General features: G+C 73.4%; 26 protein-coding genes and 1 pseudogene. 12 read left to right on the top strand and 15 right to left on the bottom strand.

Annotated features, from left to right (window positions below):
- The first annotated feature begins 199 nt into the window (after positions 1-199).
- Positions 200-631, top strand: a complete 432-nt coding sequence (locus ACTMSW_RS11210; RefSeq protein WP_007457244.1) for an SsgA family sporulation/cell division regulator — start codon at positions 200-202, stop codon at positions 629-631.
- A 104-nt stretch (positions 632-735) separates the two neighbouring features.
- Here the strand turns inward: ACTMSW_RS11210 and ACTMSW_RS11205 are convergent, their stop codons facing one another.
- Positions 736-1,512, bottom strand: a complete 777-nt coding sequence (locus tag ACTMSW_RS11205; RefSeq protein ID WP_441180470.1) for an SDR family oxidoreductase — start codon at positions 1,510-1,512, stop codon at positions 736-738.
- A 139-nt stretch (positions 1,513-1,651) separates the two neighbouring features.
- Here ACTMSW_RS11205 and ACTMSW_RS11200 point away from each other — a divergent pair, with 139 nt between their 5' ends.
- The 3 genes from ACTMSW_RS11200 to ACTMSW_RS11190 are packed head-to-tail and all read left to right on the top strand — an operon-like array spanning position 1,652 to position 3,664.
- On the top strand, positions 1,652-2,686 hold the full coding sequence (locus ACTMSW_RS11200; protein WP_441180469.1) for a helix-turn-helix domain-containing protein: 1,035 nt from the start codon (positions 1,652-1,654) through the stop codon (positions 2,684-2,686).
- A 7-nt stretch (positions 2,687-2,693) separates the two neighbouring features.
- Positions 2,694-3,149, top strand: a complete 456-nt coding sequence (locus tag ACTMSW_RS11195; RefSeq protein WP_441180468.1) for an RrF2 family transcriptional regulator — start codon at positions 2,694-2,696, stop codon at positions 3,147-3,149.
- On the top strand, positions 3,134-3,664 hold the full coding sequence (locus ACTMSW_RS11190) for a GNAT family N-acetyltransferase (RefSeq protein WP_441180641.1): 531 nt from the start codon (positions 3,134-3,136) through the stop codon (positions 3,662-3,664). The genes ACTMSW_RS11195 and ACTMSW_RS11190 overlap by 16 nt, the downstream gene beginning before the upstream one ends.
- On the opposite strand, the gene ACTMSW_RS11185 is transcribed toward ACTMSW_RS11190, so the two are convergent.
- The 7 genes from ACTMSW_RS11185 to ACTMSW_RS11155 all read right to left on the bottom strand — a co-directional run bounded on the left by ACTMSW_RS11185 (position 3,661) and on the right by ACTMSW_RS11155 (position 9,119).
- On the bottom strand, positions 3,661-4,263 hold the full coding sequence (locus ACTMSW_RS11185) for a malonic semialdehyde reductase (protein ID WP_441180467.1): 603 nt from the start codon (positions 4,261-4,263) through the stop codon (positions 3,661-3,663). The two genes, ACTMSW_RS11190 and ACTMSW_RS11185, sit on opposite strands and share 4 nt — an antisense overlap.
- The gene (locus ACTMSW_RS11180) at positions 4,260-4,847 is read right to left on the bottom strand and encodes a flavin reductase family protein (protein ID WP_441180466.1); all 588 of its coding nucleotides are present in this window, start codon (positions 4,845-4,847) and stop codon (positions 4,260-4,262) included. Before ACTMSW_RS11180 ends, ACTMSW_RS11185 begins: the two co-directional genes overlap by 4 nt.
- Positions 4,844-6,178: an LLM class flavin-dependent oxidoreductase gene (locus ACTMSW_RS11175; protein WP_441180465.1), complete on the bottom strand. Its 1,335-nt coding sequence runs from the start codon at positions 6,176-6,178 to the stop codon at positions 4,844-4,846. Before ACTMSW_RS11175 ends, ACTMSW_RS11180 begins: the two co-directional genes overlap by 4 nt.
- 12 nt (positions 6,179-6,190) lie before the next feature.
- Positions 6,191-7,054, bottom strand: a complete 864-nt coding sequence (locus tag ACTMSW_RS11170; RefSeq protein ID WP_441180464.1) for an ABC transporter permease — start codon at positions 7,052-7,054, stop codon at positions 6,191-6,193.
- A complete protein-coding gene (locus tag ACTMSW_RS11165; protein WP_441180463.1) occupies positions 7,047-7,874 on the bottom strand; it encodes an ABC transporter ATP-binding protein in 828 nt (275 codons plus the stop codon). The genes ACTMSW_RS11170 and ACTMSW_RS11165 overlap by 8 nt, the downstream gene beginning before the upstream one ends.
- Positions 7,871-8,902, bottom strand: a complete 1,032-nt coding sequence (locus tag ACTMSW_RS11160; protein ID WP_441180462.1) for an ABC transporter substrate-binding protein — start codon at positions 8,900-8,902, stop codon at positions 7,871-7,873. The genes ACTMSW_RS11165 and ACTMSW_RS11160 overlap by 4 nt, the downstream gene beginning before the upstream one ends.
- A gap of 139 nt (positions 8,903-9,041) precedes the next feature.
- Positions 9,042-9,119: a putative leader peptide gene (locus ACTMSW_RS11155; protein ID WP_349881247.1), complete on the bottom strand. Its 78-nt coding sequence runs from the start codon at positions 9,117-9,119 to the stop codon at positions 9,042-9,044.
- Between the two features lie 250 nt (positions 9,120-9,369).
- On the opposite strand from ACTMSW_RS11155, the gene ACTMSW_RS11150 reads away from it, so the two are divergent.
- Positions 9,370-9,549: a DUF4236 domain-containing protein gene (locus ACTMSW_RS11150; protein ID WP_208569874.1), complete on the top strand. Its 180-nt coding sequence runs from the start codon at positions 9,370-9,372 to the stop codon at positions 9,547-9,549.
- A gap of 194 nt (positions 9,550-9,743) precedes the next feature.
- On the top strand, positions 9,744-10,262 hold the full coding sequence (locus ACTMSW_RS11145; RefSeq protein ID WP_441180461.1) for a potassium channel family protein: 519 nt from the start codon (positions 9,744-9,746) through the stop codon (positions 10,260-10,262).
- On the opposite strand, the gene ACTMSW_RS11140 is transcribed toward ACTMSW_RS11145, so the two are convergent.
- Both ACTMSW_RS11140 and ACTMSW_RS11135 read right to left on the bottom strand, forming a co-directional pair.
- Complete coding sequence (locus ACTMSW_RS11140) at positions 10,231-11,130, bottom strand: hypothetical protein (RefSeq protein ID WP_441180460.1); 900 nt, start codon at positions 11,128-11,130, stop codon at positions 10,231-10,233. The genes ACTMSW_RS11145 and ACTMSW_RS11140 overlap by 32 nt on opposite strands.
- A 59-nt stretch (positions 11,131-11,189) precedes the next feature.
- Positions 11,190-11,711 carry a VOC family protein gene (locus tag ACTMSW_RS11135; RefSeq protein ID WP_441180459.1) on the bottom strand — a complete coding sequence of 174 codons (522 nt, stop codon included), beginning with the start codon at positions 11,709-11,711 and terminating at the stop codon, positions 11,190-11,192.
- Between the two features lie 50 nt (positions 11,712-11,761).
- Between ACTMSW_RS11135 and ACTMSW_RS11130 the strand changes: the two genes are divergently transcribed.
- Positions 11,762-12,223, top strand: a complete 462-nt coding sequence (locus tag ACTMSW_RS11130; protein ID WP_441180458.1) for a MarR family winged helix-turn-helix transcriptional regulator — start codon at positions 11,762-11,764, stop codon at positions 12,221-12,223.
- 47 nt (positions 12,224-12,270) lie between these two features.
- A complete protein-coding gene (locus ACTMSW_RS11125) occupies positions 12,271-13,851 on the top strand; it encodes a tetratricopeptide repeat protein (RefSeq protein ID WP_441180457.1) in 1,581 nt (526 codons plus the stop codon).
- Positions 13,852-13,935: 84 nt separating this feature from the next.
- Here the strand turns inward: ACTMSW_RS11125 and ACTMSW_RS11120 are convergent.
- Both ACTMSW_RS11120 and ACTMSW_RS11115 read right to left on the bottom strand, forming a co-directional pair.
- Positions 13,936-15,321 (bottom strand): annotated as a pseudogene (locus tag ACTMSW_RS11120) (sensor histidine kinase); the annotation flags it as partial.
- A gap of 142 nt (positions 15,322-15,463) precedes the next feature.
- Positions 15,464-16,120 carry a response regulator transcription factor gene (locus ACTMSW_RS11115; RefSeq protein ID WP_441180456.1) on the bottom strand — a complete coding sequence of 219 codons (657 nt, stop codon included), beginning with the start codon at positions 16,118-16,120 and terminating at the stop codon, positions 15,464-15,466.
- A 96-nt stretch (positions 16,121-16,216) separates the two neighbouring features.
- Here ACTMSW_RS11115 and ACTMSW_RS11110 point away from each other — a divergent pair, with 96 nt between their 5' ends.
- Both ACTMSW_RS11110 and ACTMSW_RS11105 read left to right on the top strand, forming a co-directional pair.
- Positions 16,217-17,314, top strand: a complete 1,098-nt coding sequence (locus tag ACTMSW_RS11110; protein ID WP_441180455.1) for a LolA family protein — start codon at positions 16,217-16,219, stop codon at positions 17,312-17,314.
- Between the two features lie 284 nt (positions 17,315-17,598).
- On the top strand, positions 17,599-19,818 hold the full coding sequence (locus ACTMSW_RS11105; protein ID WP_441180640.1) for a HelD family protein: 2,220 nt from the start codon (positions 17,599-17,601) through the stop codon (positions 19,816-19,818).
- A 112-nt stretch (positions 19,819-19,930) separates the two neighbouring features.
- Here ACTMSW_RS11105 and ACTMSW_RS11100 read toward each other — a convergent pair whose 3' ends face one another.
- Positions 19,931-20,341, bottom strand: coding sequence for a hypothetical protein (locus ACTMSW_RS11100; RefSeq protein ID WP_441180454.1), 411 nt, complete (start codon positions 20,339-20,341; stop codon positions 19,931-19,933).
- A 195-nt stretch (positions 20,342-20,536) separates the two neighbouring features.
- Between ACTMSW_RS11100 and ACTMSW_RS11095 the strand changes: the two genes are divergently transcribed.
- Positions 20,537-22,579, top strand: coding sequence for a glycerophosphodiester phosphodiesterase family protein (locus ACTMSW_RS11095; RefSeq protein ID WP_441180453.1), 2,043 nt, complete (start codon positions 20,537-20,539; stop codon positions 22,577-22,579).
- 187 nt (positions 22,580-22,766) lie between these two features.
- The gene (locus ACTMSW_RS11090) at positions 22,767-23,174 is read left to right on the top strand and encodes a hypothetical protein (RefSeq protein ID WP_441180452.1); all 408 of its coding nucleotides are present in this window, start codon (positions 22,767-22,769) and stop codon (positions 23,172-23,174) included.
- A 72-nt stretch (positions 23,175-23,246) separates the two neighbouring features.
- Here the strand turns inward: ACTMSW_RS11090 and ACTMSW_RS11085 are convergent, their stop codons facing one another.
- A complete protein-coding gene (locus ACTMSW_RS11085; RefSeq protein WP_441180451.1) occupies positions 23,247-24,203 on the bottom strand; it encodes a sporulation protein in 957 nt (318 codons plus the stop codon).
- A gap of 99 nt (positions 24,204-24,302) precedes the next feature.
- The gene (locus ACTMSW_RS11080) at positions 24,303-25,079 is read right to left on the bottom strand and encodes a DeoR/GlpR family DNA-binding transcription regulator (RefSeq protein ID WP_441180450.1); all 777 of its coding nucleotides are present in this window, start codon (positions 25,077-25,079) and stop codon (positions 24,303-24,305) included.
- Positions 25,080-25,095: the final 16 nt, after the last annotated feature.

Below are 25,095 nucleotides of genomic sequence, written 5' to 3'. Positions count from 1 at the left end.
CCACCCGATGCCGGGCGGGACCAACGCACTGGGCAGAACCGGAAATCCTACATGAATCTTCACATTCACGCGGGCTTTCCGACCCCCTTCCCACCACTGGGTGAAGTCAGCGTATGGCGGAGCGTAGCTAGGGGCAGCACCTGAGTATGGGAAAAGCGGGACACGCGCGTTCCGCAGCGGTGCCGGGGGGAGATCGTCCATGAGTGTCATCCGACCGACGACCGTAGAGGTCGAGACGTCGCTAAGGCTCGTCGCACCTGACGCCACGGCCTTGCCGGTGCGTGCCAGTCTGCGTTACGACCCAGCTGATCCGTACGCGGTCCATGTCCTGTTCCATGCCGAATCGGCCGGGGGCGAGGCAGTCAGCTGGTCCTTCGCCCGTGAACTGCTGGTGACTGGTCTCGACGAGCCGGCCGGCATCGGCGACGTGCGGGTCTGGCCCTGGGCCACCCCGCGCGGGGACTTCGTCGCCCTGGCGCTGTCGTCACCGGACGGCAACGCCCTCTTCGAGGTGCCGCGGAGCGTACTCGTGCGCTTCCTGCGGCGGACCTACGTCGTGGTGCCACGCGGCCGCGAGGCCGAGCACCTCGACGTCGACACGGCGGTGAATCGGCTGCTCGCCGGTCGCTGAACGACCGGGCAACCGGCCACACCGGGGCCGCGCGGATCTGCCGAGTCCGCGCGGTTCCGGCTACCCGGAGGTACGCGGACAGCGCCCGTGCCCTCCGGTGGTGCTCAGCCGTGCGTGGTGATGCCACCGTCCACCGGGATGACGGCACCGGTCAGGTACGCCCCCGCGCGCGACGACAGGTAGATCGCCGTGCCGGCCATGTCCTCCGGCCGGCCGATGCGGCCCAGTGGCACCTGTGCCGCGATGGCCGCGCGCGACGCGGGGTCGTCCAGCGCGAACGCCATCATCTTGCTCTCGAACGGTCCGGGCGCGATCGCGTTGACGGTGATCTGCTCACCGGCGAGCTGGTGGGCCAGGCTGCGGGTGAGCATGTGCACGGCCGCCTTGGTGGCGGAGTACGCGTACACCTCCATGAACGGGACGCGCAGGCCGTCGACGGACCCGATGTTGATCACGCGGGCGGGGTCGTCGGCGCTCGCGCCGGCGCGCAGGGCCGGCAGCAGCGCGGTGGTGAGCCGGAAGACGGCCTTCACGTTGACCGCCCAGAGCTTGTCGAACGCGGCCTCCGGGTACGACTCCAGGGGTGCGCCCCAGGTCGCGCCCGCGTTGTTGACCAGGACGTCGAGCCTGTCGACCCGTTCCCGGACCGCGGCGGCGAGCCCCTGCGCGCCCTCGTCGTTGCCGAGGTCGGCCGGGATCGCCTCGCACCGGCCCTCGGTGGAGAGCTCCTTGGCGACCGCCTGGCAGACGTCGGCCTTGCGGGACGAGATGATCACGTGCGCCCCGGCTCGGACGAAGCCCTGGGCGATCATCAGGCCGATACCCCGCGAGCCACCGGTGACCAGAACCGTCTTGCCGTCGACCGAGAACAGATCCGTCATGCCCATCCCATCGTGTCGTCCAACGCCGGGTGTGGCCCCGAACCGGAGCTACCGCCCGGTAACGTAGCCCGGCCGCCGAAGCGAGAACAAGCCCCGGCCAGGATGCAATGGGCGTGACCTCGGGCTACCGTCGCAGGTGATGGTCCCTCCCGGTCAGTTCTCCCCCGTCCCGTCCCCCGGCGTCGACACCGGCGCAACCCCGATCGACACCCTCACGCTGGGTGATCTCGCGCCCGGCTCCGGGTGGCGGCGCCCGGTGCTGGTGGACCGCGACCTGCTCGTCCTGACCACCGGTGGCCACGGCACGGCGGACCTGGACTTCCGCCCGCTGCCCTGCCGACCGGGGACGCTGCTGCGGGTGCGGGCCGGGCAGGTGCTGCGCTGCACCGTCCCCCCGCTGGACGCCACGGTGGTGCGCTGGGACGCCGAGGCACTGCGCGGGTTCGAGGTGGATCTCGACGCGGTCCCGCCGTGGCGGCAGCTCGTCGGCGAGGACGAGGACGCGGTGATCAACGAGGTGAGCCAGCTGGCCGTCGACGCCCACCGGCACCGGGACGTGCCCGCCGCCCAGGCACTGCTCCGACACCAGCTCGCCGTCCTGCTGCTGCGGCTGTCGCTGCTTCCCGGCGTCGCCCCGGCGACGGCGCCGCGCGCCGAGACGGCCACCTACCAGCGGTTCCGTCGGGAGGTGGAGCGCGGCTACCCGCACACCCGCCGCGTCGAGGACTACGCGGCCCAGCTCGGGTGCTCGGTGCGGACGCTGACCCGCGCCTGCCTGGCCGTCACCGGTCGCAGCGCCAAGCAGGTGCTCGACGAGCGGGTGGCACTCCAGGCCAGCCGGCTGCTGGCCGCGACCGACGAGCCGATCGCCCGGATCGGTCGGCGGCTCGGCTTCACCGAGCCCACCAACTTCGGCCGGTTCTTCACCCGGGAGGTCGGGTCCAGTCCCGGCGCCTTCCGCGCCGCCCGCGACCAGCCCCTGACCGGAACCGCCCGGCCCACCTCGGGACAGCCGGCACCGCGCGGGTCCGCGTCGGCCGAGCCGGGCGACCGTACGCCCGCACCGACCGGCGCACCGGCGACCTCCCCGACCGGTCGGGAAAAGCCGAAGAACGGGCGGATGGTCCGTCCACGCCCACCTGCCGACGCGACGGGTACCCGCCGCCCGGCATGATGGCAGGGTGCAGATCTCCGCGCGCGGCGACTACGCGGTACGGGCGGCGCTGAGCCTGGCCACCGCGTACCCCCGGCTGCTCTCCACCCAGGCCATCGCGGCGGAGCAGGACATGCCCCGCAAGTTCCTGGAGGCGGTCCTGGCCGACCTGCGTCGCGCCGGCATCGTCCGGGCGCAGCGCGGCGCGGAGGGTGGCTACACCCTGGCGCGTCCACCGCGGGAGGTGACTGTGGGTGCGGTGCTGCGGGCGGTCGAGGGCCCGCTCGCCGGGGTACGCGGCCTGCGCCCGGAGGAGACCCGGTACGAGGGCTCGGCGGAGAACCTGCCCGGGCTCTGGGTGGCCGTCCGCGCGGCGGTGCGCCGGGTCGTCGACGAGGTGAGCCTCGCCGAGATCGTCAACGGGCGTCTCCCCGCGCACGTCCGCAAGTTGACCGCCCTGCCGGACGCCTGGGAACCCCGCTGAGACCGACCCCGACCCTGCGCACCGACCGGCTGCTGCTGCGGGCGTACCGGCCGGACGACGCGGAGGACTTCGTCGCCCTGCTCAGCGACCCGGAGGTGGGCCGCTTCATGGGCGACGGGCCGCTGACCACGCGGGAGGCGGCGGAGTTGTTCGGACGCGTGTTCACCGTCGTCTACGCCGAGGACCTCTTCGACGTCTGGGCGGTGCACCACGACGGACGGTACGTCGGGCACGCCGAGATCAAGCGGACCGACCAGGTCGACGGCCACGAGATCGTGTACGCCCTGGCGAAGCCCGCCTGGGGCGCCGGTCTCGGGACCGAGCTGGCCCGGGCCCTGGTCGCGTACGGGTTCGACACCCTCGGCCTGCCCCGGGTGCACGCCACCGTCGCCGACGCCAATCGGGCCAGCCTCACGCTGCTGACCCGGGTCGGCTTCGTCCACGAGCGCGACATCACCGAGTCCGACGGGAGCACCACCCGCGTCCTCACCGCCCACGCCCCGGAGCGGGCCTAGAGCGTCCGCACCACCTCCTCGGTGGCCAGGCGGGGCAGGCGCTCGCGCGCGGCGTCCGGGCCGGGGCGGCCGATGTTCAGCAGGAGCAGCACCTCGTGCCGGCCGTCGGGGAAGAACTCCCGCCGTACGCCCTCGGCGTCGAACCCGGCCATCGGGCCGGCGGCGAGCCCCGCCGCGCGGACACCGACGACGAGGTAGCCGACCTGGAGGGTGGCGTTGAACCGGGCCTGCGCCACCCGCTCCTCCCGGTCGGACAGCCAGTCCTTCGCGTCCGGCCGGTGCGGGAACAGCTCCGGAAGCCGCTCGTGGAAGTCCACGTCGGCGGCGAGGACCGCCGTCAGCGGGGCACCGGCCGTCTTGGCCCGGTTGCCGCCGGACACGTACGGCAGCAGCCGGGCCCGGGACTCCGGCGAGCGCAGCAGCAGCACCCGCAGGGGTTGACCGTTGAGCGCGGTCGGCCCGTACCGGACGAGGTCGTGGATCGCCGCGACCTGGGCGTCGGTGACCGGCTCGCCGGTGAAGGTGTTCGCCGTACGGGCCGCGCGGAACAGCAGGTCCTGTCCGGCCTTGTCCAGCGCCAGCAGCCTGTCCGCGGTCATTCCGGCACCGACGGTTCGGCGGTGGTGTAGCCGCCCTGGTGGTAGACCAGCGGGTCGCCGTCGACGCCCGCGCCGAGGGCGAGGGGTTCGGCGATCACCAGGGTGTGGTCGCCGGCCGGCACCCGGTCCACCACCCGGCAGAGCAGTTGGGCCAGCGCCCCGTGCAGCAGCGGGACGCCGAAGGGCCCCGGTGCCCAGTCCCGGTAGGCGGCGAACCGGTCGATGCCGCTGGTGGCGAAGATCCGGGCCGCGTCACGTTGACCGGCGGCGAGCAGGTGCACCGCGACGTGCTCGGCGCGGGCCAGCACCGGCCAGCTCGACGAGGCCACACCGAGGCAGAAGGAGACCAGCGGCGGGTCGAGCGAGACCGACGTGAACGAGGTGGCGGTGAAGCCGGCCCGCACCGGCTCCCCCGCGCCCCCCAGGCAGGCCCGGTTCCAGGTGCCGCGGGCGACGGCGGTGACGACGGTGACCGTGGCGGCCTGCCGGCGCAGCAGACCCCGGAACAGGTCCCGGTCCACCGGCAGCAGGTCGGCGTGGGTGTCGGGGAGCGCGTCCGCCCGGGGACGCTCCACGGTGGTCACGCCGGCACCAGGGCCGGCGCGGCGTACGTGCTGGCCGGTCGGGGCAGACCGTAGTGCTCGCGCAGGGTGCGGCCGGCGTACTCGTGGCGGAACAGGCCGCGGGCCCGCAGCAGCGGCACCACGTGGTCGACGAAGTCCTCCAGCCCGGAGGGGAGCAGCGGCGGCATGATGTTGAACCCGTCGGCGGCGCCTCCGGTGAACCACTGCTCGATCTGGTCGGCGATCTGCTCGGGCGTACCGGCGACGACCCGGTGGCCGCGTCCGCCGCCGAGCCGGCCGATGAGCTGCCGGATGGTCAGGTTCTCGCGCCGGGCCAGGTCGACGACGAGCTGGTAGCGGCTCTGGTGGGACTGGACGGCGGTGACGTCGGGCAGGTCGGGCAGCGGCCCGTCCAGCGGCAGGCCGGTGAGGTCGAGGCCGGTCATGCCGGAGAGCTGGGCAAGGGCGTGCTCGGGGACGATCAGGTCCTCCAGCTCGGCGGCGAGGGCCCGCGCCTCGGCCTCCGTGCCGCCGAGCACCGGGGCGATGCCGGGCAGGACCTTCACCAGCTCCGGGTCCCGGCCGGCGGCGATGGTGGCCTGCTTGAGGGCGGCGTAGAAGCGCTGCCCGTCGGCGAGGGTCTGCTGGGCGGTGAAGACGGCCTCGGCGTACCGGGCGGCGAAGGCGATGCCGTCGGCCGACGAGCCGGCCTGCACCAGCAGCGGCCGGCCCTGCGGCGGGCGGGGGGTGTTCAGCGGGCCCCGGACGCGGAACTGCGGACCGGCGTGGGCGACCTCGTGCACCCGGTCGGTGTCGGCGAACACCCCGGCCGCGGTGTCGAGGACCAGAGCGTCGTCCTCCCAGCTGTCCCAGAGTTTGACGGCGACGTCGACGAACTCAGCCGCCCGCCGGTAGCGGTCGGCGTGCGCCGGGTGGTCGTCGAGGTTGAAGTTCCACGCCTCCCGGGCCTGCGCCGACGTGACGATGTTCCAGCCGGCCCGGCCGCCGCTGAGGTGGTCCAGCGAGGCGAACTTGCGGGCCAGGTTGAACGGTTCGTTGTAGGTGGTGGAGGCGGTGGCGATCAGGCCGACGTGTTCGGTGGCGGTGGCCAGGGCGGCGAGCAGGGTGATCGGCTCGAAGACGGCCTGGATGTTGTGCCGTACCGCCGGGCCGACTGCGAGGCCGTCGGCGAGGAAGACCGAGTCGAGGGTGCCGCGTTCGGCGGTGCGGGCCAGCTCCACGAAGTGGCCGACGTCGGCGACCCGGCGCGGGTCGGTACGCGGGTGCCGCCAGGCCGCCTCGTGGTGGCCGACGCCCATGAGGAACGCGTTGAGGTGCAGGGTGCGGGGCATGGAGGGGTCCCTTCAGGAGGCGGAGACGTCGACGCGCCAGGTGGAGAAGCGGCGCTCCAGGGTGACGAGGAGCTGGTTGACGACCAGGCCGATCGCGGAGATCGTGATGATCCCGGAGTACATGTCGGCGATCGCGAAGTTGTACTGCGCGTAGTTGATGAGGTAGCCGAGGCCGGCCTTCGCGCCGACCATCTCGGCCGCGACGAGCACCAGGATCGAGTACGCCCCGGCCAGCCGAACGCCGGTGAAGATGGTGGGCACGGCGGCCGGCAGGATCACCTTCTGGAACAGCCGCAGGTGGTTGAGCCCCATCGAGCGGGCCGACCGGATCAGCAGCGGGTCCACGCCCTTCACCCCGGCGATGGTGTTGAGCAGGATCGGCCACGAGCAGGCGTACAGCACCAGCGCGATCTTCGACGTCTCCCCCAGGCCGAGGATCAGCACGAAGACCGGCAGCAGGGCCAGGGCGGCGGTGTTGCGGAACACCTCCAGCAGCGGGCTGAGCAGGTTCGCCAGCGGCCGGTACCACCCGATGAGGAGCCCGAGCGGGATGGCGGTGGCCACCGCCAGCCCGAGGCCGGTCAGCGAACGGGTGAGGCTGGCGCCGACGTGCTCGGCGAGCTGGCCGCTGCGCAGCAGCGCCGTCCAGCCCACCAGCACCTCCGACAGCGGCGGCAGGAAGACCCGGTCGACCAGCCCGAGCCGGGGCGCGGTCTCCCAGACCAGGGCCAGAGCGAGCAGCGCGGCGGTGCGGTGCAGGGCCTTCCCGCCGAGGCCGAGCAGCCGCCGGGGCAGCCGGGGTGCGGCGTCGGTGGGCGCCGCGGCGATCGCGGCGGCGGGGGTCACCAACCTGGGTCGTTCGGCGATGTCAACCAACGCGGGCCTCCTCGTGACGTTCGGCGGACTGGGCGGCGCGGACCTCGTCGCGCAGCAGCGTCCAGATCTCGTGACGGTGGTGCCGGAAGGCGTCGGTGGAGCGGACGTCCTCCACCGAGCGGTCACCGAGGTCGATGTCGATGACCTGCTTGATCCGGCCCGGCCGGGAGGTCATGACCGCGACCCGCTGGCCGAGGTGGACCGCCTCGTCGATGCCGTGGGTGATGAACACGATGGTCTTGCCGGTGGCCTGCCAGATCCGCACCAGCTCGTCCTGCAGGGAGTCGCGGGTCTGCGCGTCGAGGGCGGCGAACGGTTCGTCCATCAGCAGGATGTCCGGGTCGTACGCGAGGCTGCGGGCGATGGCCACCCGCTGCTTCATGCCGCCGGACAGCTCGTGCGGGTGCCGGTCGGCGAAGCCGGTGAGCCCGACCAGTTCCAGGTGGTGGGCGACCAGGTCGGCGCGCTCGGCGCGGGGCACGCCCTTGGCCTCCAGACCGAACGCGACGTTGCCGGCGGCAGTGCGCCAGGGCAGCAGGGCGTACTGCTGGAAGACGATGCCCCGGTCCAGGCCGGGCCCGGTGACCGGCTCGCCGTCGACGAGCACCTGCCCGGCGGTGGGCCGGGACAGCCCACCGAGCAGGTCGAGCAGGGTGGACTTGCCGCAGCCGCTGGGGCCGACGACGACGAGGAACTCGCCGGGGCGTACGCCGAGGGTCACCTGGTCCAGCGCGGTGACCGCGCCGGCCGGCGAGCGCCGGGTGGCGCGGACCGGGAAGCTCTTGGACACCCGGTCGAAGAGGATCTTGTCGGTGGTCATGCCGCACCGCCGCCGGTGGCGAACGGGTTGAACTCGTTGGTGTAGATGTCACCCGGCTTCGGCCGGGCGCCCTTGATCTCGCCCTCGGCGGCCAGCCAGTCGATCCAGGTGGCGAACTCCTGGTCGCTGATCACGCCGCCCTTCCCGGCGACGCCGCTGCTCTTCCAGAGCTTCACCAGCGAGGTGTCCTCGTTGCGACCCCGCTTGGAGATGATCGACTCCAGGCGGGCCACCACGGTCTCCCGGGGCTGGGTGCGGGCCCATTCGATGGCTTTGCCGACGCCGTGGACGAACGCGCGGACCGTGTCGGGGTTCTTGCGGATGAAGTCGTCGCGGAAGACGTACGTGCCGGCGCTGAACGCCCCGAGCAGTTCGTAGTCGGTGAAGATGGTCCGGACGCCGCCGCTCGCGACCGCCTTGTCGCGGATGACGCCGCCGAGCACGGCCACGTCGATCTGCTTCTGACGCAGCGACTGCTCGGCGTTGACCGGTGGCAGGGCGACCAGTTCGACCTGCCGGATCTCGGCCGGGGTCAGCCCACCCTTCGCGAGCCAGGTCTTCAGCACCGCCTCGGCGTGGGCGCCGAGGGTGTTCATGCCGACCTTCTTCCCGATCAGGTCGCGCGGGCCCCGGATCGGGCTGCCGTCGAGCACGTAGTAGCCCTGGAAGGTGTCCTTGTCCGAGCCGTAGTAGCTGACGACGGCGGTGATCGGGGCGTTCGCGGCGGCGAGCTTGACGATCGCGCCGTTGAACGCGCCGCCGACGTCGCTCTGGCCGGTGGCGGTGGCCTGGATGTCCTGCGGGCCGCCGGTGACGTTGCCGATCCAGGTGAGTTCGACGTCGCCGAGGTAGCCCAGGTCGGCGGCGAGTTCGGGCAGGGTGACCTGCCCGACCGAGCCCTGGTAGCGCAGCTCCTTTGTCTGCTCGGCGGCTTCCGCGCCGCCGCCGCAGCCGGCGGTGGCGACGAGGGCGACGGTGGTCGCGGCGGCGGCGAGGGTACGCAGGAAGGCACGACGGGGTGAAGCCATGGAGGAGTCTCCTGATCTGTCCACGATGGAAGTGGAGGAAGGACCCCGAGAAAGGGGTACGGAGGCACGCCGCTCCGCGACGAGCGGGCGAGCGGTGGATGTGCGGCGATGGGGCCGAACCGGAGGAGAACCGGTCAGCTCAACAGAGCGCGCTCGCGTGCCGGACCAGGTCGACGTGCACGCGAGCGGTGAGGAGGAGCTCGTCCCGCTGCGACATGCGTTCATCGTGCCGCTGCTTCCGGCGAGCGGTCAACGGCCTTCCGAAGAGTGAGATTCGCATCGCTCGTGTTGTCGCAGACTCGCACCAGCAGGGTTTACCGACCCGAAACACCTACCGGATTTATAGGACTTGGTTCGGCCGTCCGACCGGGTCGTCCACCCTGGATCGGACCGGGTTTCGCGAATCGTGGTTCCGGGCATGTTCAGGTTCGACACAGCAGGGAAGGGACATTGAAGGGAGCGCCACGATGGGTCTGATGTTCCGCAAGCGCAAGAAGTACGGCCCGATCATCCTCAACTTCACCGAGAACGGCTTCTCGTCCTGGAGCATCAAGATCGGTCGCTGGTCCTGGAACTCGAAGGCCAAGGCGCACCGCGTGGACCTGCCGGGTCCGCTGTCCTGGAAGCAGGACAAGTCCCGGGCGTGACGTCCCGAGGTCGAACGGGGTGCCGGTGGTCCACCGGCACCCCGTTCGGCTTCGCCCCACGGAAAGGAAGGGCCCCCCGTTAACGCCTGCGGTAGAGGAAGGGCCCCCGCTTAACACCCAGGAGCCGGCCAGCGATCGGAAGCGAGTTCGCCGATCGCGACGATCGGACCGGACGGTCGGCGGAGAATCCCCGCATGACCCGCGACCGGCCCTCGCGGCGGGAACGCCGCCACGCGCTGCTGACCTGCCTGCTGCTCCTGGCCGTCTACTTCGTGGTTCCGGTCGAGGCGGATCCGAACGGCGTGCGCCTCGCCCTGCGCAGTGCCGGCACGCTCCTGCTGGTGGTCGTGGTGGCCTGGTTGGTGACCAGCCAGGTACGCCGGCAGCTCCGCGTCGACACCCCCTCCGGTGAGCCGGAGGTACGCGCACTGACCCGGCTGGCGGTCACGCTGGTCGCCGGGCTGCTGGTCTTCGCCCTCGCCGACTACGTGCTCGCCCGCAGCACCCCGGACCAGTTCGTCAACCTGAGCACCCGGATCGACGCGCTCTACTTCGCCCTGGCCACCCTCACCACCATCGGCTACGGCGACGTGCACGCGCAGGGGCAGGTCGCCCGGTTGGCGGTCTGCGCGCAGATGCTGTTCAGCATCGGGGTGATCGCCACCGGAGCGTCGATCGTGGTCAGGCAGCTGATGCGGGTGCCGCCGCGGTGACGACCACGTCGCCGCCCAGCCGGCCGTGCTCCGGGTCGCGGGTCACCGCGCCCGAGGCGAGCAGCCCGGTCAGCGCCCGGACCGCGTCGGCCGCCCGGTAGACGGTCGAGGTGAGCGCGTACCGGCGCAGCTCCGTCACCGTACGCGGACCGGAGCGGGCCAGTTCGGCCAGCAACTCCCGGCGCAGCGGGCCCGGCTCCGGGTCGGCCGCGATGTCCAGCACCCGGCTGGCGGGATCGGCCGGGTCGCGGTAGCGCACCCCGGCGTACTCGTCGACCGCCCACAGCGCCTCCTTGAACGCCTCCAGGCTCCGGTCGAACCCGGTGGCGAAGGCGAGCCGGCGCGCGGGCGTCTCGTCGGCGGGGACCAGGTCGACCTCGGTGACCAGCGGAAACCCGGCGTCGACGAGGGCCGGCCGGGTCGAGGGCACCGGGCCGGAGGAGACGAGGAGCAGCTCGGCCGGTCGGCCGCCCGCCGCCCCGCGCAGCACCGCCGGGTCCACCGGTCCGTCCACGTACGACAGCAGGGGCGCGCCCGCCGCGCCGGCCGCCTTCAGCGCGACCGGCAGCCGGTCGGGCCCACCGGGCACCAGGTGGACGGTCACCTCGCTGGGCAGGGCCGCCTCGGCGGCGCCCAGCCGGCCCGCCAGCTCGGTCCCCCCGCCGGCGAGCACCACCACGGTCAGCTGTCGACCGCGCAGCCGGTCGACGTACTCGGCCACCACGCCGAGGGCGGCCTCCGGCGTCCCCGCGTCGTCACCCGCGTACGCCAGGGCGACGGTGGCCCGCCGCGCGCGGTGCGCGACGCCCGGCAACCAGACCTCGAGGTGTCGGACGAGCAGTTCGCGCAGGACGGCGTCGGTCGGCATGCTGCCGTTCTACCCCACCGGCCCGCCGCGCGGACCGGCGGAGGGCAACCTGCCGGGCGTCAGGCGGAGACGGAGATGCCGACGCCGCCGCGGGTCTGGCCGCCGTAGCGCCGGCGTTCGGCGTCCAGGTCGAGGCGGCCGATGCGCTTGCGGGCGGCGAGGGCGGTGTCGTCGAGGAGCGCGGCCGGCACCAGCCAGACGATCTCGAACTCCAGCCCGTCGGGGTCCTGCCCGTAGAGGCTCTTGGTGGTGCCGTGGTCGGAGGTGCCGACCAGGGCACCGGCGGCGGTGAGCCGCTGGGCGGTGGCGGCCAGCTCGTCGAGGGTGTCGACCTCCCAGGCCAGGTGGTAGAGGCCGACGGTGGCGCGGCCGGCGGTGGAGCGTCCGGCGCCGGCGCCGATGGAGAACAGGCCGAGGTCGTGGTCGTTGGTGGAGTCGGGGGCCTGAAGGAAGGTGGCGCCCCGGAAGCCGTCGGGCGTCATCGCGACCGGGCGGAAACCGAGCACGTCACGGTAGAAGGCGACGCTGCGCTCCAGGTCGCTGACGTAAAGGACGGCGTGGTTGAGACGGTGGATTCCCATGCCACCGACGGTACCCCGATTTTGTTGAGCGTTCAACTAAATGCCGTATGATGGGCGTCATGACCCGCTGGCTGGACCCGGACGAGCAGCACACCTGGCGGGCGTTCCTGACCGCCTCCCGGGGCCTGATGGAGACGCTCGACCGCGAGCTGCAACGCGACGCGGGGATGCCGCACGCCTACTACGAGATCCTGGTCCGCCTCTCCGAGGCGCCCGACCGGCGGCTGCGGATGAGCGACCTCGCCGACGCCAGCGGCTCGTCCCGCAGCCGCCTCTCCCACGCGGTGGCCCGCCTGGAGACGGCCGGCTGGGTCCGCCGCGAGGACTGCCCGACCGACCGCCGCGGGCAGGTGGCGCTGCTCACCGACGAGGGCTTCGCGACCCTCGCGGCCGCCGCGCCCGGCCACGTGGAGGGCGTACGCCGGCACCTGTTCGACGCCTTGAGTCCGGCCCAGGTCGACCAGCTACGCCGGATCAGTGAGGCTCTCGTCGACCATCTGCGCGAAACCTGACCGGCGCGGGTCTTGTACTTACCGTCGTCGGATGAGCACGATGGGGCGTGCCCTCCGGCTTCGGCGACCTGACTGACCAAGCGCACCACCTGGTGTCCACCGGCGACCTCGCCGGCGCCCAGCGGCTCCTCGCCGACGCGCTGACCGACGCCGACCCGCGCCCGGCCAACGCCACGCCCGAGCTGGCCGAGGCGGCCGGTCTCCAGGCGCGGGTCCTGGTCGCGCTCGGCGAGCCGCACTCCGCGCGGGGCTGGGCCGCCTTCGCGTACGCGGCCGCGACCCGGCTGCACGGCCGCTCCGACCAGCGCACCATCGCCGCCGCGGCAACCCTGGCGGCGGTGCTGCACCGGGTGGGCAGCTGGTCCCGCGCCGCGCGGCTCTACCAGGAGGTGATCATCGAGCTGACCGCCGCTGACGGCCCGGAGTCGCTGCGGGTGCTCGCCGCGCACGCCGACCTGGCCACCGTGGAGTACGCGCGCGGCCAGTGCCAGGTGGCTCGGGACCGGCTGGCCGACGCCTGGGAGCTGCACCGCGAGGTGTACGGCGACGGCCACGCCAGCGGCATCAAGATGCTGGCCCGGCTGGGCGCGATGCAACGCGACTGCGGCGAGTTCACCGAGGCGCACGACAACCTGGCACTGGCCCGGGAGCTGTGCCGCCAGCACCTGCCGGCGGACGACCCCCTGGCGGCGCAGGTGGCCAGCCTGGCCCGGGCCGCCGCGAACCCCGACCACATGTGCGCGGACACCTCGCCGGTCGACCGGGACACCCCGATCGTGCCGACCGCCCGGACGCCCCCGCCCGGCGACGGGCCCGCCCCGCCGTACGCGTACCACCCCTCGCAGGCCGGTTACCGGCCAGCCGAGCCGCCGCCACCCCACACCGACCTGACGCACACCGTGCCGTCGCCCCGGCAGCCGGTGGACGGCCCGACCGACACCACGCCGGCCGACCAGGGCTGGTGGCCGCCCGAGCACGACCGCCGCGACGAGCCCGCCGTCCCACCGTCGGTGGTTCCTCTGGCCGGCACCGACGAGGCCGACGGCGTGCACCGCGTGCGTCACCACGCGGCACCGGAGGCGACCGACGAGCCGTACACCCCGTCCCGGCTGCTGCCGGTGCCGGTGCACCGGGCGCCCGCGCCGTCGCGCAACCGGATGCTGCCGCTGGTCGCGGGCGGCGTGGCGGTGGTGCTGCTCGGCGCCGCCGCCGTGGTGGCCGGGGTGTCCCGCTTCGACGGCGACGACGAGCCGGCCGCGCCGGCCGCCAGCGGCACACCCGTGCCGGCCCAGAGCGGCACCACACCGACGGGCACCACCGCTCCGGCCAGCCCGACGGCGGGAGCGCCCGCCCCGCCGGGCACCCCACCCGGCGCGTTCACCCTGCGGGACAACCGGGACAGCGTCGTACTCCGCTGGACCTATCCGGCCGGCGGTGAGGGGCCGGTGGTCATCTCCGGGGGCCGGGCCGGCCAGACGCCGAACGCCTTCGCCAACCTGCCCGCGGGCGCCACCCAGTTCATCGCCTACAACCTCGACCGCAGCACCGACTACTGCTTCACGGTGGGGGTGGTCTGGTCCGCCGACACGATCGCCACCAGCAAGGCGGTCTGCACCGACCGCCGGTGACCGCCCCGGTCGATCGTCTGCACCTCAGCGGTCCGGCACGCCGGTCACCGGACCGGCCACGCGCAGACGATCACCGGCCGCCTCCTCGCCGGGCAGGACCGGCAGCAGCACCTCCACCCGCAGCCCGGGCCCGGGAGCGGCGTCGGCGAGGAGGACCCTCCCGCCGGCCCGGCGGGCCAGCTCCCGCACGATCGCCAGGCCGAGACCCGCGCCGCCGGCGTCGCGGTCCCGGCCCGGGTCGAGCCGGGTGAACCGGCCGAAGACCCGCTCCCGGTCCGCGACCGGGATGCCGGGTCCGTCGTCGGTCACCGTCACCCGGTGGTACGCGCCGACGCCGTCGTCTCCCGCGCCCGGACCCGCCCGGTCCGGGGCGCCGGACGGTGCGTCCGCCGTAGACGGCTCCACGGCCAGCAGCACCCGGGTCCGCGCGTGCCGGACCGCGTTGTCGACGAGGTTGGTGAGGATGCGGCGCAGCTCGTCCGGATCCCCCACCGTCCACGCCGGAGCGGCTGGGGCGACCGGGCACACCGGCGGCGACGGGTACCGGGCGGCCACCGAGGCGAGCAACCCGCCCAGCTCCACCGGCTCGGCCGCCCGGACGGCGGGCGCCTCGTCGGTGCGGGCGAGCAGCAGCAGGTCGTCCACCAGCCGGCTGAGCCGCTCCACGTCGGTCAGCAGGTTCACCGACACCGCCGGCCAGTCGGTGCGGTCCGCCAGCCGCTGCGCGACCTCCAGCTCCGTCCGCATGTTGGTCAGCGGACTGCGCAGCTCGTGCGCGGCATCGGCGACGAAGGCCCGCTGCCGGTCCCGGCCGGAGCGCAACCGGTCCAGCATGTCGTTCAGGGTGACCGCCAGCCGGTGGATCTCGTCCTGCGACGCCGGTACCGGCAGCCGCCCGCTGCCGTCCCGGCCGGTGATCTCCTCGGCACCCCGGCGCAGCGCCTCGACCGGCCGCAGGGTCGCGCCCACCACCCGCCAGGCGACCGCCGCGAGCACGCCCACCAGCAGCGGGAAGCTGACCAGCAGGATGGTCCGGACCACGTGTCCGCTCTGCCGGACGTCGCCGAGCGACCGGGCGACCAGGACGGTGAGCGGATCCTCGACGGTGCCCGCCGGCACGGCGACGACCCGGACCGGCCCGGTCAGGCCGACCCGCTCCCCCGACACGGTCAGCCGGGTCCGGATGCCCCGGTCGATCTGCTCCGGCCGCACCATCGGCACCAGCCGGTCGGCGTCGATCGAGGCGGCCCGGACGCGACCCTGCGCGTCGACGACCTGCACCCGGACCTGCCCACCGGCGACCGGCAGCGGGTCGGGCAGGGCGTCCTCGGCGGCCAGCAGGGCCACCGCGTCGGCGGTACGGAACGCCTCGGTGTCGACGGTGCGGTGCAGGGCCCAGGTGAGCACGCCGAGCAGCACCAGCCCACCCACGGCCAGGCCGACCGACACACCGAGCACGCCGATCACCATGAGCCGGCCCCGCAGGCCGAGCGCCGCCCGCAGCCGCCGCCACGGTCGTGCCGCCGGACCCGCCCCCGCGTCGGCGGCGGTGCTCACGGCGCCGCCTCGGCTCGCGACCGGGGGGCTCGCCACGCCGGCTGCCTCCTCGCGCTCACGTGGCGAGCCGGTAGCCGGCGCCGCGCACGGTCTCCAACCGCTCGCGGCCGATCTTGCGCCGCAGGTAGCCGACGTAGACCTCGACGGCGTTCGGGGCGGTCTCCATCCCGGCGTCCCACACGTGGTCCAGCAGCTCGGTCTTCGACACGACCTCACCGGCACGCCGCATCAGGTAGTCCAGCAGCGCGAACTCCCGCGCGGTCAGGGCCACCTCGGCGTCCGCCCGGGTCACCCGCCGCCGGGCGGGATCCAACCGCAGGTCACCGACGGTCAGCACGGTCGGGCGCTCGGGAGCGCCGCGCCGCAGCAACGCCCGTAGCCGGGCCAGCAGCACCACGTACGAGAAGGGCTTGGTGAGGTAGTCGTCGGCGCCGCAGTCCAGCCCGTCGGCCTGGTCGTACTCGCCGTCCTTGGCCGAGAGCATGAGCACCGGCAGCCAGTGCTCCTCGGCGCGCAGCCGGCGGACCACCTCGTAACCGGAGAGGCCGGGCAGCATCACGTCGAGGATCATCGCGTCGTAGCCGCCGTGCCGGGCGGCGTCCAGCCCGGCCGGGCCGCTCACCGCGACGTCCACCGCGAACCCCTCGGCCGCCAGGCCGCGCTGCAGCGCCGACGCCAACCGGGACTCGTCCTCCACCACCAGCAACCGCACGGGGTCAAGAGTGCCACCCCTACGCCCGCACCCGTAGGGGGCTTCCTCAGCACTCTCACAGCCGCAACCGGGCAGGATGGTCGCAGGAGGTGCCACATGTCCGTCCTGAAAAGTCGTCCCGTCCTGCGCTGGCTGGTCCCGTTGACCGCCGCCGTGACCGTCGTGGGCGGAGGTGCCGCGATCGGCACGTTCGCCGCCCAGGCCGAGCCGAGCCTGCCGCCCCGTACCGCCGCCCAGCTCCTGGTCGACCTGCAGACGTCCCGCCTCGACGGGTTGTCCGGCACGGTCGTGCAGCGCGCCGACCTCGGCCTGCCGCCGCTGGTCGGGCTGGTCGGCGGCAACGAGCTGACCACCCTGCTGACCGGTACGCACACCCTGCGGGTGTGGCACTCCGGGCCGGACAAGCAGCGCGTCGCCCTGCTCGACACCCTCGGCGAGCAGGACATCGTCCGCAACGGTCGGGACGTGTGGACCTGGAACAGCCGGACCAACACCGCCAGCCACCGGGTGCTGCCCGCCGAGGCCGGACGCGAGTCGGCCCCCGAGCTGCCGGTGACCCCGAAGGAGGCGGCCGACCGGGCGCTCGCGGCGATCGACCCGAGCACCGAGGTGAGCGTCGGCCGGGCCGCCACGGTGGCCGGGCGAAACGCGTACGAGCTGGTGCTCGCCCCGCGCGACGCCGCCTCGCTGGTCAGCCAGGTGCGCATCGCCATCGACGCCCGCGAGCACGTGCCGCTGCGGTTCGAGGTGTTCGCCGACGGCAGCGACTCCCCCGCGTTCGAGATGGCCTTCACCCAGATCTCGTACGCCCGACCGGACGCCGACCAGTTCACCTTCAACCCGCCGCCGGGCGTGACGGTGACCGAGGAGAAGGCCGGGGCGCGGCCCGCCGAGGACCGGGCCAAGCCGGCCGACGGGAAGAAGCCGGACGTGCGTACGGTCGGCGAGGGCTGGGCCACGGTGGTGGTCGCGCGGGTCGACGGCGCGGGACCGGCGCGCGAGAAGCGGGACGCCGCGGCCGCGGACGCGCCGGACCTGGGCGCGATGCTCGGCAGCCTGCCGGCGGTCAAGGGCGACTGGGGCAGCGGCCGCCTGTTCTCCACCAAGATGGTCAACGTGCTGCTCACCGACGACGGGCGGGTGATCGCCGGGGCGGTGACCCCGGAGCGGCTCTACGAGGTGGCCAGGGGCTGAGCGACACCACAGCCTGATCGGGGGTCCGCGCACCGCGCGGGCCCCCGTGGTCGTGTACGGCGGCGACGCGGTCGGCGGGTGGTGGTCCGGGACTCGCCGCGCGGGCTTGGCCCGGTGCGCCGGCGGACGGTATCTTTCTCAGTTCAGGCAACAAAAAAGAACGGCTCAAAGGCCGTTCTCGGAAAGATACTAACCAATTGGGAGACGGCTTGTCAAGGCACTCCGGCGGTCCCGGTGCAGCGCAGCCCGACGACGAGATCGGCTGCGAGCAGGAGTACGTCTCGATGCTCTACGCGCGCCTGGACGGGCTGCGCGAGCAGGCGTCCCGCCGGCTGACCGGCGAGCTGCGCGCCACCGGTGGCACCCTGCAGGCCCGCTCCCAGCGCGACGGCGCCGTCCAGATGTACGCCGACCAGGTCGAGCAGTACTCCGCGGTGGAGAACGGGCTCTGCTTCGGCCGGCTCGACACCGACGACGGCGGTCGCCACTACGTCGGCCGCATCGGCATCTTCGACACCACCGGCGACTACGACCCGCTGCTGATGGACTGGCGGGCCCCGGCGGCACGCGCCTTCTACCTCGCCACCGCCGCGAACCCCCAGGGCGTACGCCGCCGGCGGCACCTGCGTACCCGGCACCGGAAGGTCACCGGCCTCAACGACGAGGTCCTCGACATCGAGGCCGCCTCCCCCACGGCGCACGAGGAGCTGACCGGCGAGGCGTCGCTGCTGGCCGCCCTCAACGCCGGCCGGACCGGCCGGATGCGCGACATCGTGGAGACCATCCAGGGCGAGCAGGACCGGATCATCCGGGCCGACCTGCCGGGTGTGCTGGTCGTCCAGGGCGGGCCGGGCACCGGTAAGACCGCGGTGGCGCTGCACCGGGCGGCGTACCTGCTCTACACCCACCGGCAGCAGCTCTCCACCCGAGGGGTGCTGCTGGTCGGCCCGAACGCGACGTTCCTGCGCTACATCTCCCAGGTGCTGCCCGCGCTGGCCGAGACCGGCGTCCTGCTGCGTACCCAGGCCGACCTGTTCCCCGGCGTCAACGCCCGACGGGTCGAGTCGGCCGAGGCGGCGGCGCTGAAGGGCCGCCCGGTCATGGTCGACGTGCTGGGTGCCGCCGTCCGGGACCGGCAGTGGGTGCCCGACGAGCCCCTGGAGATCGAACTCCCGCAGCGGGAGGTCCTGACGCTGGCCCCGGAGACGGTCCGGGTGGCCCGGGACCGGGCCCGGCGCTCGGGCCGGCCGCACAACCTGGCCCGCGCGGTGTTCGACGTCGAGATCGTGCACGCCCTCGCCGCCCAGGTGGCCGAGCGGATCGGCGCCGACCCGCTGGGCGGGGAGAACCTGCTGGACGAGGCCGACGTCGCCGAGATCCGCCGTGAGCTGCGCGAGGAACCCGAGGTGAAGGCCGTACTGGACCAGCTCTGGCCGGTCCTCACCCCGCAGCGCCTGCTCGCCGACCTGTTCGCCGACCCCGACCGGATCGCCGCCGCCGCGCCGACGCTGACCGACGCGGAGCGGGCCCTGCTGCACCGCGAGCCGGGCGGCTGGACGCCGGCCGACGTGCCGCTGCTCGACGAGGCAGCCGAGCTGCTGGGCGAGGACGACCGCGCGGCGGCGGCCCGCCGGGAACGGATCCGGGCCTTCGAGCGGGAGTACGCCGAGGGCGTGCTGGAGATCGCCCGCGGCTCCCGCTCGATCGACGTGGAGGACGAGGCCGACGGCGGCGAGATCCTCGGCGTCACCGACCTCATCGACGCCGACCGCCTGCTGGAACGGCAGGAGGAGGCCGAGCGGCTGACCACCGCGCAGCGCGCCGCCGCCGACCGGAGCTGGGCGTTCGGCCACGTCATCGTCGACGAGGCGCAGGAACTGTCGCCGATGGCGTGGCGGCTGCTGATGCGCCGCTGCCCGAGCCGGTCGATGACGATCGTCGGTGACGTGGCACAGACCGGCGCGCTGTCCGGCACGCCCTCGTGGGCCGAGGCGCTGGAGCCGTACGTGGCGCAGCGGTGGCGGTTGGAGGAGCTGACCGTCAGCTACCGCACCCCGGCCGAGATCATGGCGGTCGCCGCCGACGTGCTCACCGAGATCGACCCGGCACTGCGCCCGCCCCGCTCGGTCCGCAACAGCGGCGTACCGCCGTGGGACCGTACGGTGCCGGCCAACCGGCTCACCGCGGAGCTGATCGAGGCGGCCACCCGGGAGGCGGCCGACCTGGCGGGCGGACGACTCGGCGTGATCGTGCCCGCCGGCCGGGTCGACGAGCTGGGTGCGGCGCTCACCGCCGACCTGCCCGAGGCCGCCGTCGGCGAGCACCCGGAGCTGGAGAGCGCCGTGGTGGTGCTGACCGTCGCCCAGGCCAAGGGCCTGGAGTTCGACTCGGTCCTGCTGGCCGACCCCGACCGTATCGTCCAGGAGTCCCCGAGAGGCCGTAGCGACCTCTACGTGGCCCTCACCCGCGCCACCCAACGCCTAGGCATCCTCCGCCCCGCCTAACCTGCCACCCCACCCCCACCCCTCGGGGTTGATCAAGAAGTTTGCGTCAGGATCCTGGCTCCGGCTGACGCAAACTCCTTGATCAACGGGGTCTTGGTGGGTGGGTGGTGGGTTATTGGTTGGTGGTGGAGCGGCCGGGGCCGGTGGCTGTCGTGGACTGGTCGCTGGTCGAGCCGCCGGTGGGGGTGCTGAGGCCCCCTGTGGTGGCGTCACCGGTCGTGGTCGGTGCGACCTTGCCGGGATGGCGTTCGGGTTGGCGGGCCAGCCGGCGCACGCTCGCCGGGCCGGCGGTGCCACCGGTCGTCGTGACCGCACCCTGACCGCGGGTGGGGCCGCCGTCACGCAGCACCTGTGGGTCGACCCGGGCATGGGCGGGGTCGTCCGGGTCCACGTCCTGGATCACCCGCTGCACATCGGTCTGGGGCACGGTCACCTCGTCCAGGACACCCTCGCCGTACTCCCCGCCGGCGATCCGGTCCTCGGCCCGCCGGGCGGCGTCCTGTCGCATGTCGTCCTCACGCACGTCGATTCACCTCGCAGAAGACGTCGGTGATCTGAGCGTGCCCGGCCACCGGCCGGCCAAACCCGCAGCGCCGGCCGGCCGAAACCGCACCAGCACGTTCACCCGGCCGTCCCCCGACCGTCGCCTCCGGGCTGCGCCGGCCGCCCATGCTGTCCGGCGGGTCGGCGGGAACGGCCCGCCCCCGGAGGGACAAACGTGCACACCGTACGCCGTATCGCCGTCGCCGCCCTGGTGGCGGCGACCGTGACAGCCGGGATCGGAGCGCCCAGCCAGGCGAAGCCGCGCCCGGACCGGACATTCGACCTGCAGGCCCACCGCGGCGGCCTGGGACTGCGGGTGGAGAGCAGCCTCGCCGCGTTCGGCAACGCGCTCCAGCTGGGGGTCCGCACCCTCGAACTGGACGTGCAGATCACCGAGGACGGGCAGGCCGTCGTCACCCACGACCGCCGGGTCAGCGGCGCCAAGTGCGCCGACACCGCACCGGTCACCCCGGGCGACCCCGAGTTCCCGTACGTCGGGAAGTACGTGAACACGCTCAGCCTGGCCCAGGTGCGCAGCCTCGACTGCGGCGCGAAGACCCTCGCCGACCGACCCGGCCAGCTCGCCGTGCCAGGTGCCCGGATGCCGCTGCTGCGGGAGGTCTTCGCGCTGGTCAAGCGCTACCGGGCGGACGACGTCACGCTCAACGTGGAGACCAAGGTGGAGGCCGGCGCGCCGTCCGAGACCGCCCCGCGCGAGCAGTTCGTGCAGGTGACGGCCGCCGAGGTCCGGGCCGCCGGGCTGCTGCGGCAGGTGACGATCCAGAGCTTCGACTGGGGTGCGCTGATGCGCATGCGCCAGGTCGAGCCGCGCCTGCCGCTGGTGGCGCTGACCAACTACGACTTCCTCCGGACCGGACAGCCGGGCGCGTCGCCCTGGCTGGGCGGCCTCGACATCGACGACTTCGGCGGCGACCCGATCGCCGCGATCCGCACCTTCGGCGCCACCACGTTCTCCCCCGTGCACGGCTTCCCGCAGAACGGCACGGTCACCGACCCCGGCTACCGTCCGTACGTCACCCGGGAGATGGTCGACCACGCCCACCGCAACGGGATCCGGGTCGTCCCGTGGACGGTCAACGACGTACCCACGATGGCGAAGCTGATCGACGACGGGGTCGACGGCATCATCACCGACTACCCGGACCGGCTGCGCGGCCTGCTGGCCCAGCGCGGAATGGCGCTGCCGCGCGGGTACGCGTCACCGTTCGACGTGCAGGCCCACCGCGGCGGCCGGGCCACCCGCCCGGAGAACACCCTTCCCGCGTTCGCGCACTCGCTGGACAACCCGGCGATCTCCACCCTGGAGCTGGACACCGGGGTCAGTGCCGACGGTCACCTCATGGTGCTGCACGACCGCACCGTCAACGGCTCGCACTGCGCGGACACCGCCCCGGCGTGGCCGGGTGACCCGCAGTTCCCGTACGTCGGCAAGCGGGTGCACGACCTCACCCTGGCCCAGCTGAAGACCCTCGACTGCGGCTCGACGGTGCCGGCGGACGCGCCCGACCAGGTGCCGGCCCCGGGTGCCCGCATCCCCACCCTGGACGAGGTGTTCGCGCTGGTCCGGGCCAGCGGCCGGGACGACGTGCGGATGAACATCGAGACGAAGATCAGCCCGGTGGTCGACGACACGGAGCCGTACCGCAGCTTCACCCGCAAGCTGGTCCGCGCCATCGAGCGGGCCGGATTCGAGCGGCGGGCGACGATCCAGTCGTTCGACTGGCGCACCATCACGTACGCCCGGGACCTGAACCGCCGCATCGGCACCGTCGCCCTGGTGTGGCAGTACGGCCCGGCCGAGTGCGCGAGCCTCGCCGACGAGTGCTCGCTCCAGGCCGTGTACGGGGACCCGACGGTGAAGAGCCCGTGGACCGCCGGCCTGGACTGGTGGAAGCACCGCGACCTGGGCAAGCTCACCCGGTCCGCCGGCGCGCGGACCGTCTCGGCCAACTGGCAGGTGCACGACCCGGCGCAGGGCACCGTCGCCTCCGCCGACTGGTACCTGCGGCAGAACCCGGCGTACTACCACGGACCGGACGTCCGCACCCTTCAGCGACGGTACGGGCTGAAGGTGATCCCCTACACCGTCAACGATCCGGCGGTCATGCAGCGCGTCGTCGACCTGGGTGTCGACGGCATCATCACCGACGACCCGGACCTGCTGGTCCAGGTGGCGATCCGCAACGGCCTGCGCTGACCCGCGACGCCGGGCGGCACGGGATCACCCGCCCGCCCGGCGTCGCGACAACTATCCGGCCGGACGTGGGTGTTACTGCCCCCGGCGGGTCGGGTAGTCGCAGGGTGCCCCCGGCAGGAACGCGAACCGTGCCGTGGCCGACACGCGGTGACGGGGCGGGGGACTCATCAAATCCGAGGAGGACCCGATGAGCACGCAGGCAGCAAGCACCCGGCCGATGAACCGTCCGGCGGCCGACGTACAGAACCGCACGGGAATGCAGGATCGCGCCACCATGGACCGCGCGGCCGTGGAGACGCCCACCCGTCCGATGCCGATGGCACAGGACGGACGGCGCGAGGCGGTTCAGGCGCCCGGTACCGAGACCAAGCCGTCGCTGCGGACGACCGAGTTCTGGGTCTACATCGCCGCGGTCATCGGCGTCCTCGCCGCCTCCCAGGTGGTCGGCCGGAACTCCACCGGTGTGGACATCTTCCGGGCCGACAACGCCTGGTTCATGATCACGCTGTTGACCATCGGCTACCTGGGCAGCCGGGGTCTGGCCAAGGCGGGCAGCAACTTCCGCAGCAGCGAGGAGCGCAAGGCCCGGCACTGACCGGCGCACCACCGCGTGACATCACGGTGCCCTCCGGGATCCGTCCCGGAGGGCACCGTCGTGCGTGGAGGACTACTCCTCGAAACCGCCGAAGTCACCACCGAGGTCGCCCTCGAAGGCGTCCTCGATCATCTCACCGGCGACCATGCCGCCGGCCACGCCGAGCGCCGCGCCGGCGACCATGCCGCCCATGCCGGGACCCCGACGGTGACCGCCGTACGGGTTGCCGAAGCCGCCCTGCGCCCGCAGGCCGCCGTAGCGGGAGGTGGTCTCCTTGAGCCAGCCGTCCACCACCTGCGCCCAGTCGACGCGGTCGGCGTCGGCGTGCGAGACCTGGTAGCGACCGAAGACGTCGTGGCCGGCGCTCAGGAACCCGCCGCGCTTGTCGCACTCCAGGATCACGTCGACGCCCTGCCGGCCGGTGACGAAGGTCAGCTCGACCTCGTTGATGAGCTGCGCGTACTGCGGCGCGGCGAAGAACTCGATCTCCTGGTAGAACGGCAGGGTCTGCTGGGTGCCCCGGATGTGGCCCCGCTCCAGGTCGGCGCGCTTGAACCGGAACCCGAGCCGCTGGAAGGCCTCCAGGATCCGCTCGTGCACCGGCAGCGGGTGCACGTTGACCTGGTCCAGGTCGCTCTTGTCGACGGCGCGGGCGATCGCCAGCTCGGTGCGCAGGCCCATCGTCATGCCGTGCAGGCGCTGCCCGTACACGTCGGTGATCGGGGTCTCCCACGGCACGGGGAGCTGGAACGGCAGGGACAGCTGCTGCTTGGGGGCGAGTTGGAGCGCGCCGCTGACCGGCATCCGGTGGAACTCCATGACCCCGGCGTACTCGTGGTCGCCGCCCTCGATCTCGACCCGGGTGACCAGCCCGACGACGATCTGCTCGATGTTCGCCGGCGCGTCGCCGCCGACCAGGTTGACCTGCCCGTCGAGGGTGAGGCCGGGTCGGGTGTTGGGGTTCGTCAGGACCGTGTCCACGCTCGGACCGCCCACGCCGAACGCACTCAACATCTTCTTGAAGACCATCGGGACTCCCGGATACCGATCCCCGTTCCTGTCTGGAACGGTTCGCTGGTGCGGACCCTATCCAGATGCCCTGTGAGGTCGCTGTGAAGCGTGCCGGGGTCAGGCGGTCTCCACGACGATGAGTTCGCCCACCTGGTCACCGATCTGGCTGCGCGCCTCGGCGGGTAGTCCGGAGTCGGTGACCAGCAGGTCCGCCTCCTCCAGCGGCGCGATGGTGGCGATGCCGATGGTCTCCCACTTGGTGTGGTCGGCGAGCACCACCAGCCGGCGGGCGGCGTTGATGAGGCAGCGGTTCACCCCCGCCTCCAGCAGGTTCGGGGTCGTGAAGCCGGTCCGGGGGCTCATCCCGTGCACGCCGAGGAAGAGCAGGTCCACGTTGAGCGTGCCGATCGCCGCCTCGGCCACCGGCCCGGTCAGCGCGTCCGACGGCGTACGGATGCCGCCGGTCAGCACGACCGTCTGGTCGGCGCGCGGGTTCTGGTAGAGCGCGTCGGCGACCGGAATCGAGTTGGTCACCACGGTCAGGCCCCGCACGTCGGCGAGCAGGGTGGCCAGGGCCGCGGTGGTGGTGCCGGCGGACAGCGCGATCGCCATGCCGGGCTCGACCAACGTGGCGGCCCGTTCGGCGATCGCCCGCTTCTCGGCCTGCTGCCGGATGGACTTGGCGGCGAAGCCCGGCTCCTCGGCGGAGCCGGGACCGGCCAGGGTCGCGCCGCCGTGCACCTTGTCCACCAGGCCCCGCTCGGCGAGCACCTCGAGGTCACGGCGGATGGTCATGTCCGAGACCCCGAACCGGCTCACGAGGTGGCTGACGCGGACGCCGCCACGCTGCCGGATCAGGTCGAGGATGGCGGTCTGCCGCTGTTGGGCGAGCATCGGACCTCCTTGACGG

The sequence above is a fragment of the Micromonospora sp. BQ11 genome (assembly GCF_052068135.1).
GTDB lineage: Bacteria > Actinomycetota > Actinomycetes > Mycobacteriales > Micromonosporaceae > Micromonospora.
The sequence above is the reverse complement of the archived record's forward strand: the minus strand, read 5'-3'. Positions and strand labels throughout refer to the sequence as shown.

What these genes read in the sequence shown, in the direction of transcription:
- ACTMSW_RS11210 (WP_007457244.1), top strand. Translation starts at nt 200, where the DNA reads ATGAGTGTCATCCGACCGACGACCGTAGAGGTCGAGACGTCGCTAAGG.
- ACTMSW_RS11205 (WP_441180470.1), bottom strand. Translation starts at nt 1,512, where the DNA reads ATGACGGATCTGTTCTCGGTCGACGGCAAGACGGTTCTGGTCACCGGT.
- ACTMSW_RS11200 (WP_441180469.1), top strand. Translation starts at nt 1,652, where the DNA reads ATGGTCCCTCCCGGTCAGTTCTCCCCCGTCCCGTCCCCCGGCGTCGAC.
- ACTMSW_RS11185 (WP_441180467.1), bottom strand. Translation starts at nt 4,263, where the DNA reads ATGACCGCGGACAGGCTGCTGGCGCTGGACAAGGCCGGACAGGACCTG.
- ACTMSW_RS11175 (WP_441180465.1), bottom strand. Translation starts at nt 6,178, where the DNA reads ATGCCCCGCACCCTGCACCTCAACGCGTTCCTCATGGGCGTCGGCCAC.
- ACTMSW_RS11165 (WP_441180463.1), bottom strand. Translation starts at nt 7,874, where the DNA reads ATGACCACCGACAAGATCCTCTTCGACCGGGTGTCCAAGAGCTTCCCG.
- ACTMSW_RS11160 (WP_441180462.1), bottom strand. Translation starts at nt 8,902, where the DNA reads ATGGCTTCACCCCGTCGTGCCTTCCTGCGTACCCTCGCCGCCGCCGCG.
- ACTMSW_RS11155 (WP_349881247.1), bottom strand. Translation starts at nt 9,119, where the DNA reads ATGTCGCAGCGGGACGAGCTCCTCCTCACCGCTCGCGTGCACGTCGAC.
- ACTMSW_RS11150 (WP_208569874.1), top strand. Translation starts at nt 9,370, where the DNA reads ATGGGTCTGATGTTCCGCAAGCGCAAGAAGTACGGCCCGATCATCCTC.
- ACTMSW_RS11145 (WP_441180461.1), top strand. Translation starts at nt 9,744, where the DNA reads ATGACCCGCGACCGGCCCTCGCGGCGGGAACGCCGCCACGCGCTGCTG.
- ACTMSW_RS11140 (WP_441180460.1), bottom strand. Translation starts at nt 11,130, where the DNA reads ATGCCGACCGACGCCGTCCTGCGCGAACTGCTCGTCCGACACCTCGAG.
- ACTMSW_RS11135 (WP_441180459.1), bottom strand. Translation starts at nt 11,711, where the DNA reads ATGGGAATCCACCGTCTCAACCACGCCGTCCTTTACGTCAGCGACCTG.
- ACTMSW_RS11130 (WP_441180458.1), top strand. Translation starts at nt 11,762, where the DNA reads ATGGGCGTCATGACCCGCTGGCTGGACCCGGACGAGCAGCACACCTGG.
- ACTMSW_RS11110 (WP_441180455.1), top strand. Translation starts at nt 16,217, where the DNA reads ATGTCCGTCCTGAAAAGTCGTCCCGTCCTGCGCTGGCTGGTCCCGTTG.
- ACTMSW_RS11105 (WP_441180640.1), top strand. Translation starts at nt 17,599, where the DNA reads ATGCTCTACGCGCGCCTGGACGGGCTGCGCGAGCAGGCGTCCCGCCGG.
- ACTMSW_RS11090 (WP_441180452.1), top strand. Translation starts at nt 22,767, where the DNA reads ATGAGCACGCAGGCAGCAAGCACCCGGCCGATGAACCGTCCGGCGGCC.
- ACTMSW_RS11085 (WP_441180451.1), bottom strand. Translation starts at nt 24,203, where the DNA reads ATGGTCTTCAAGAAGATGTTGAGTGCGTTCGGCGTGGGCGGTCCGAGC.
- ACTMSW_RS11080 (WP_441180450.1), bottom strand. Translation starts at nt 25,079, where the DNA reads ATGCTCGCCCAACAGCGGCAGACCGCCATCCTCGACCTGATCCGGCAG.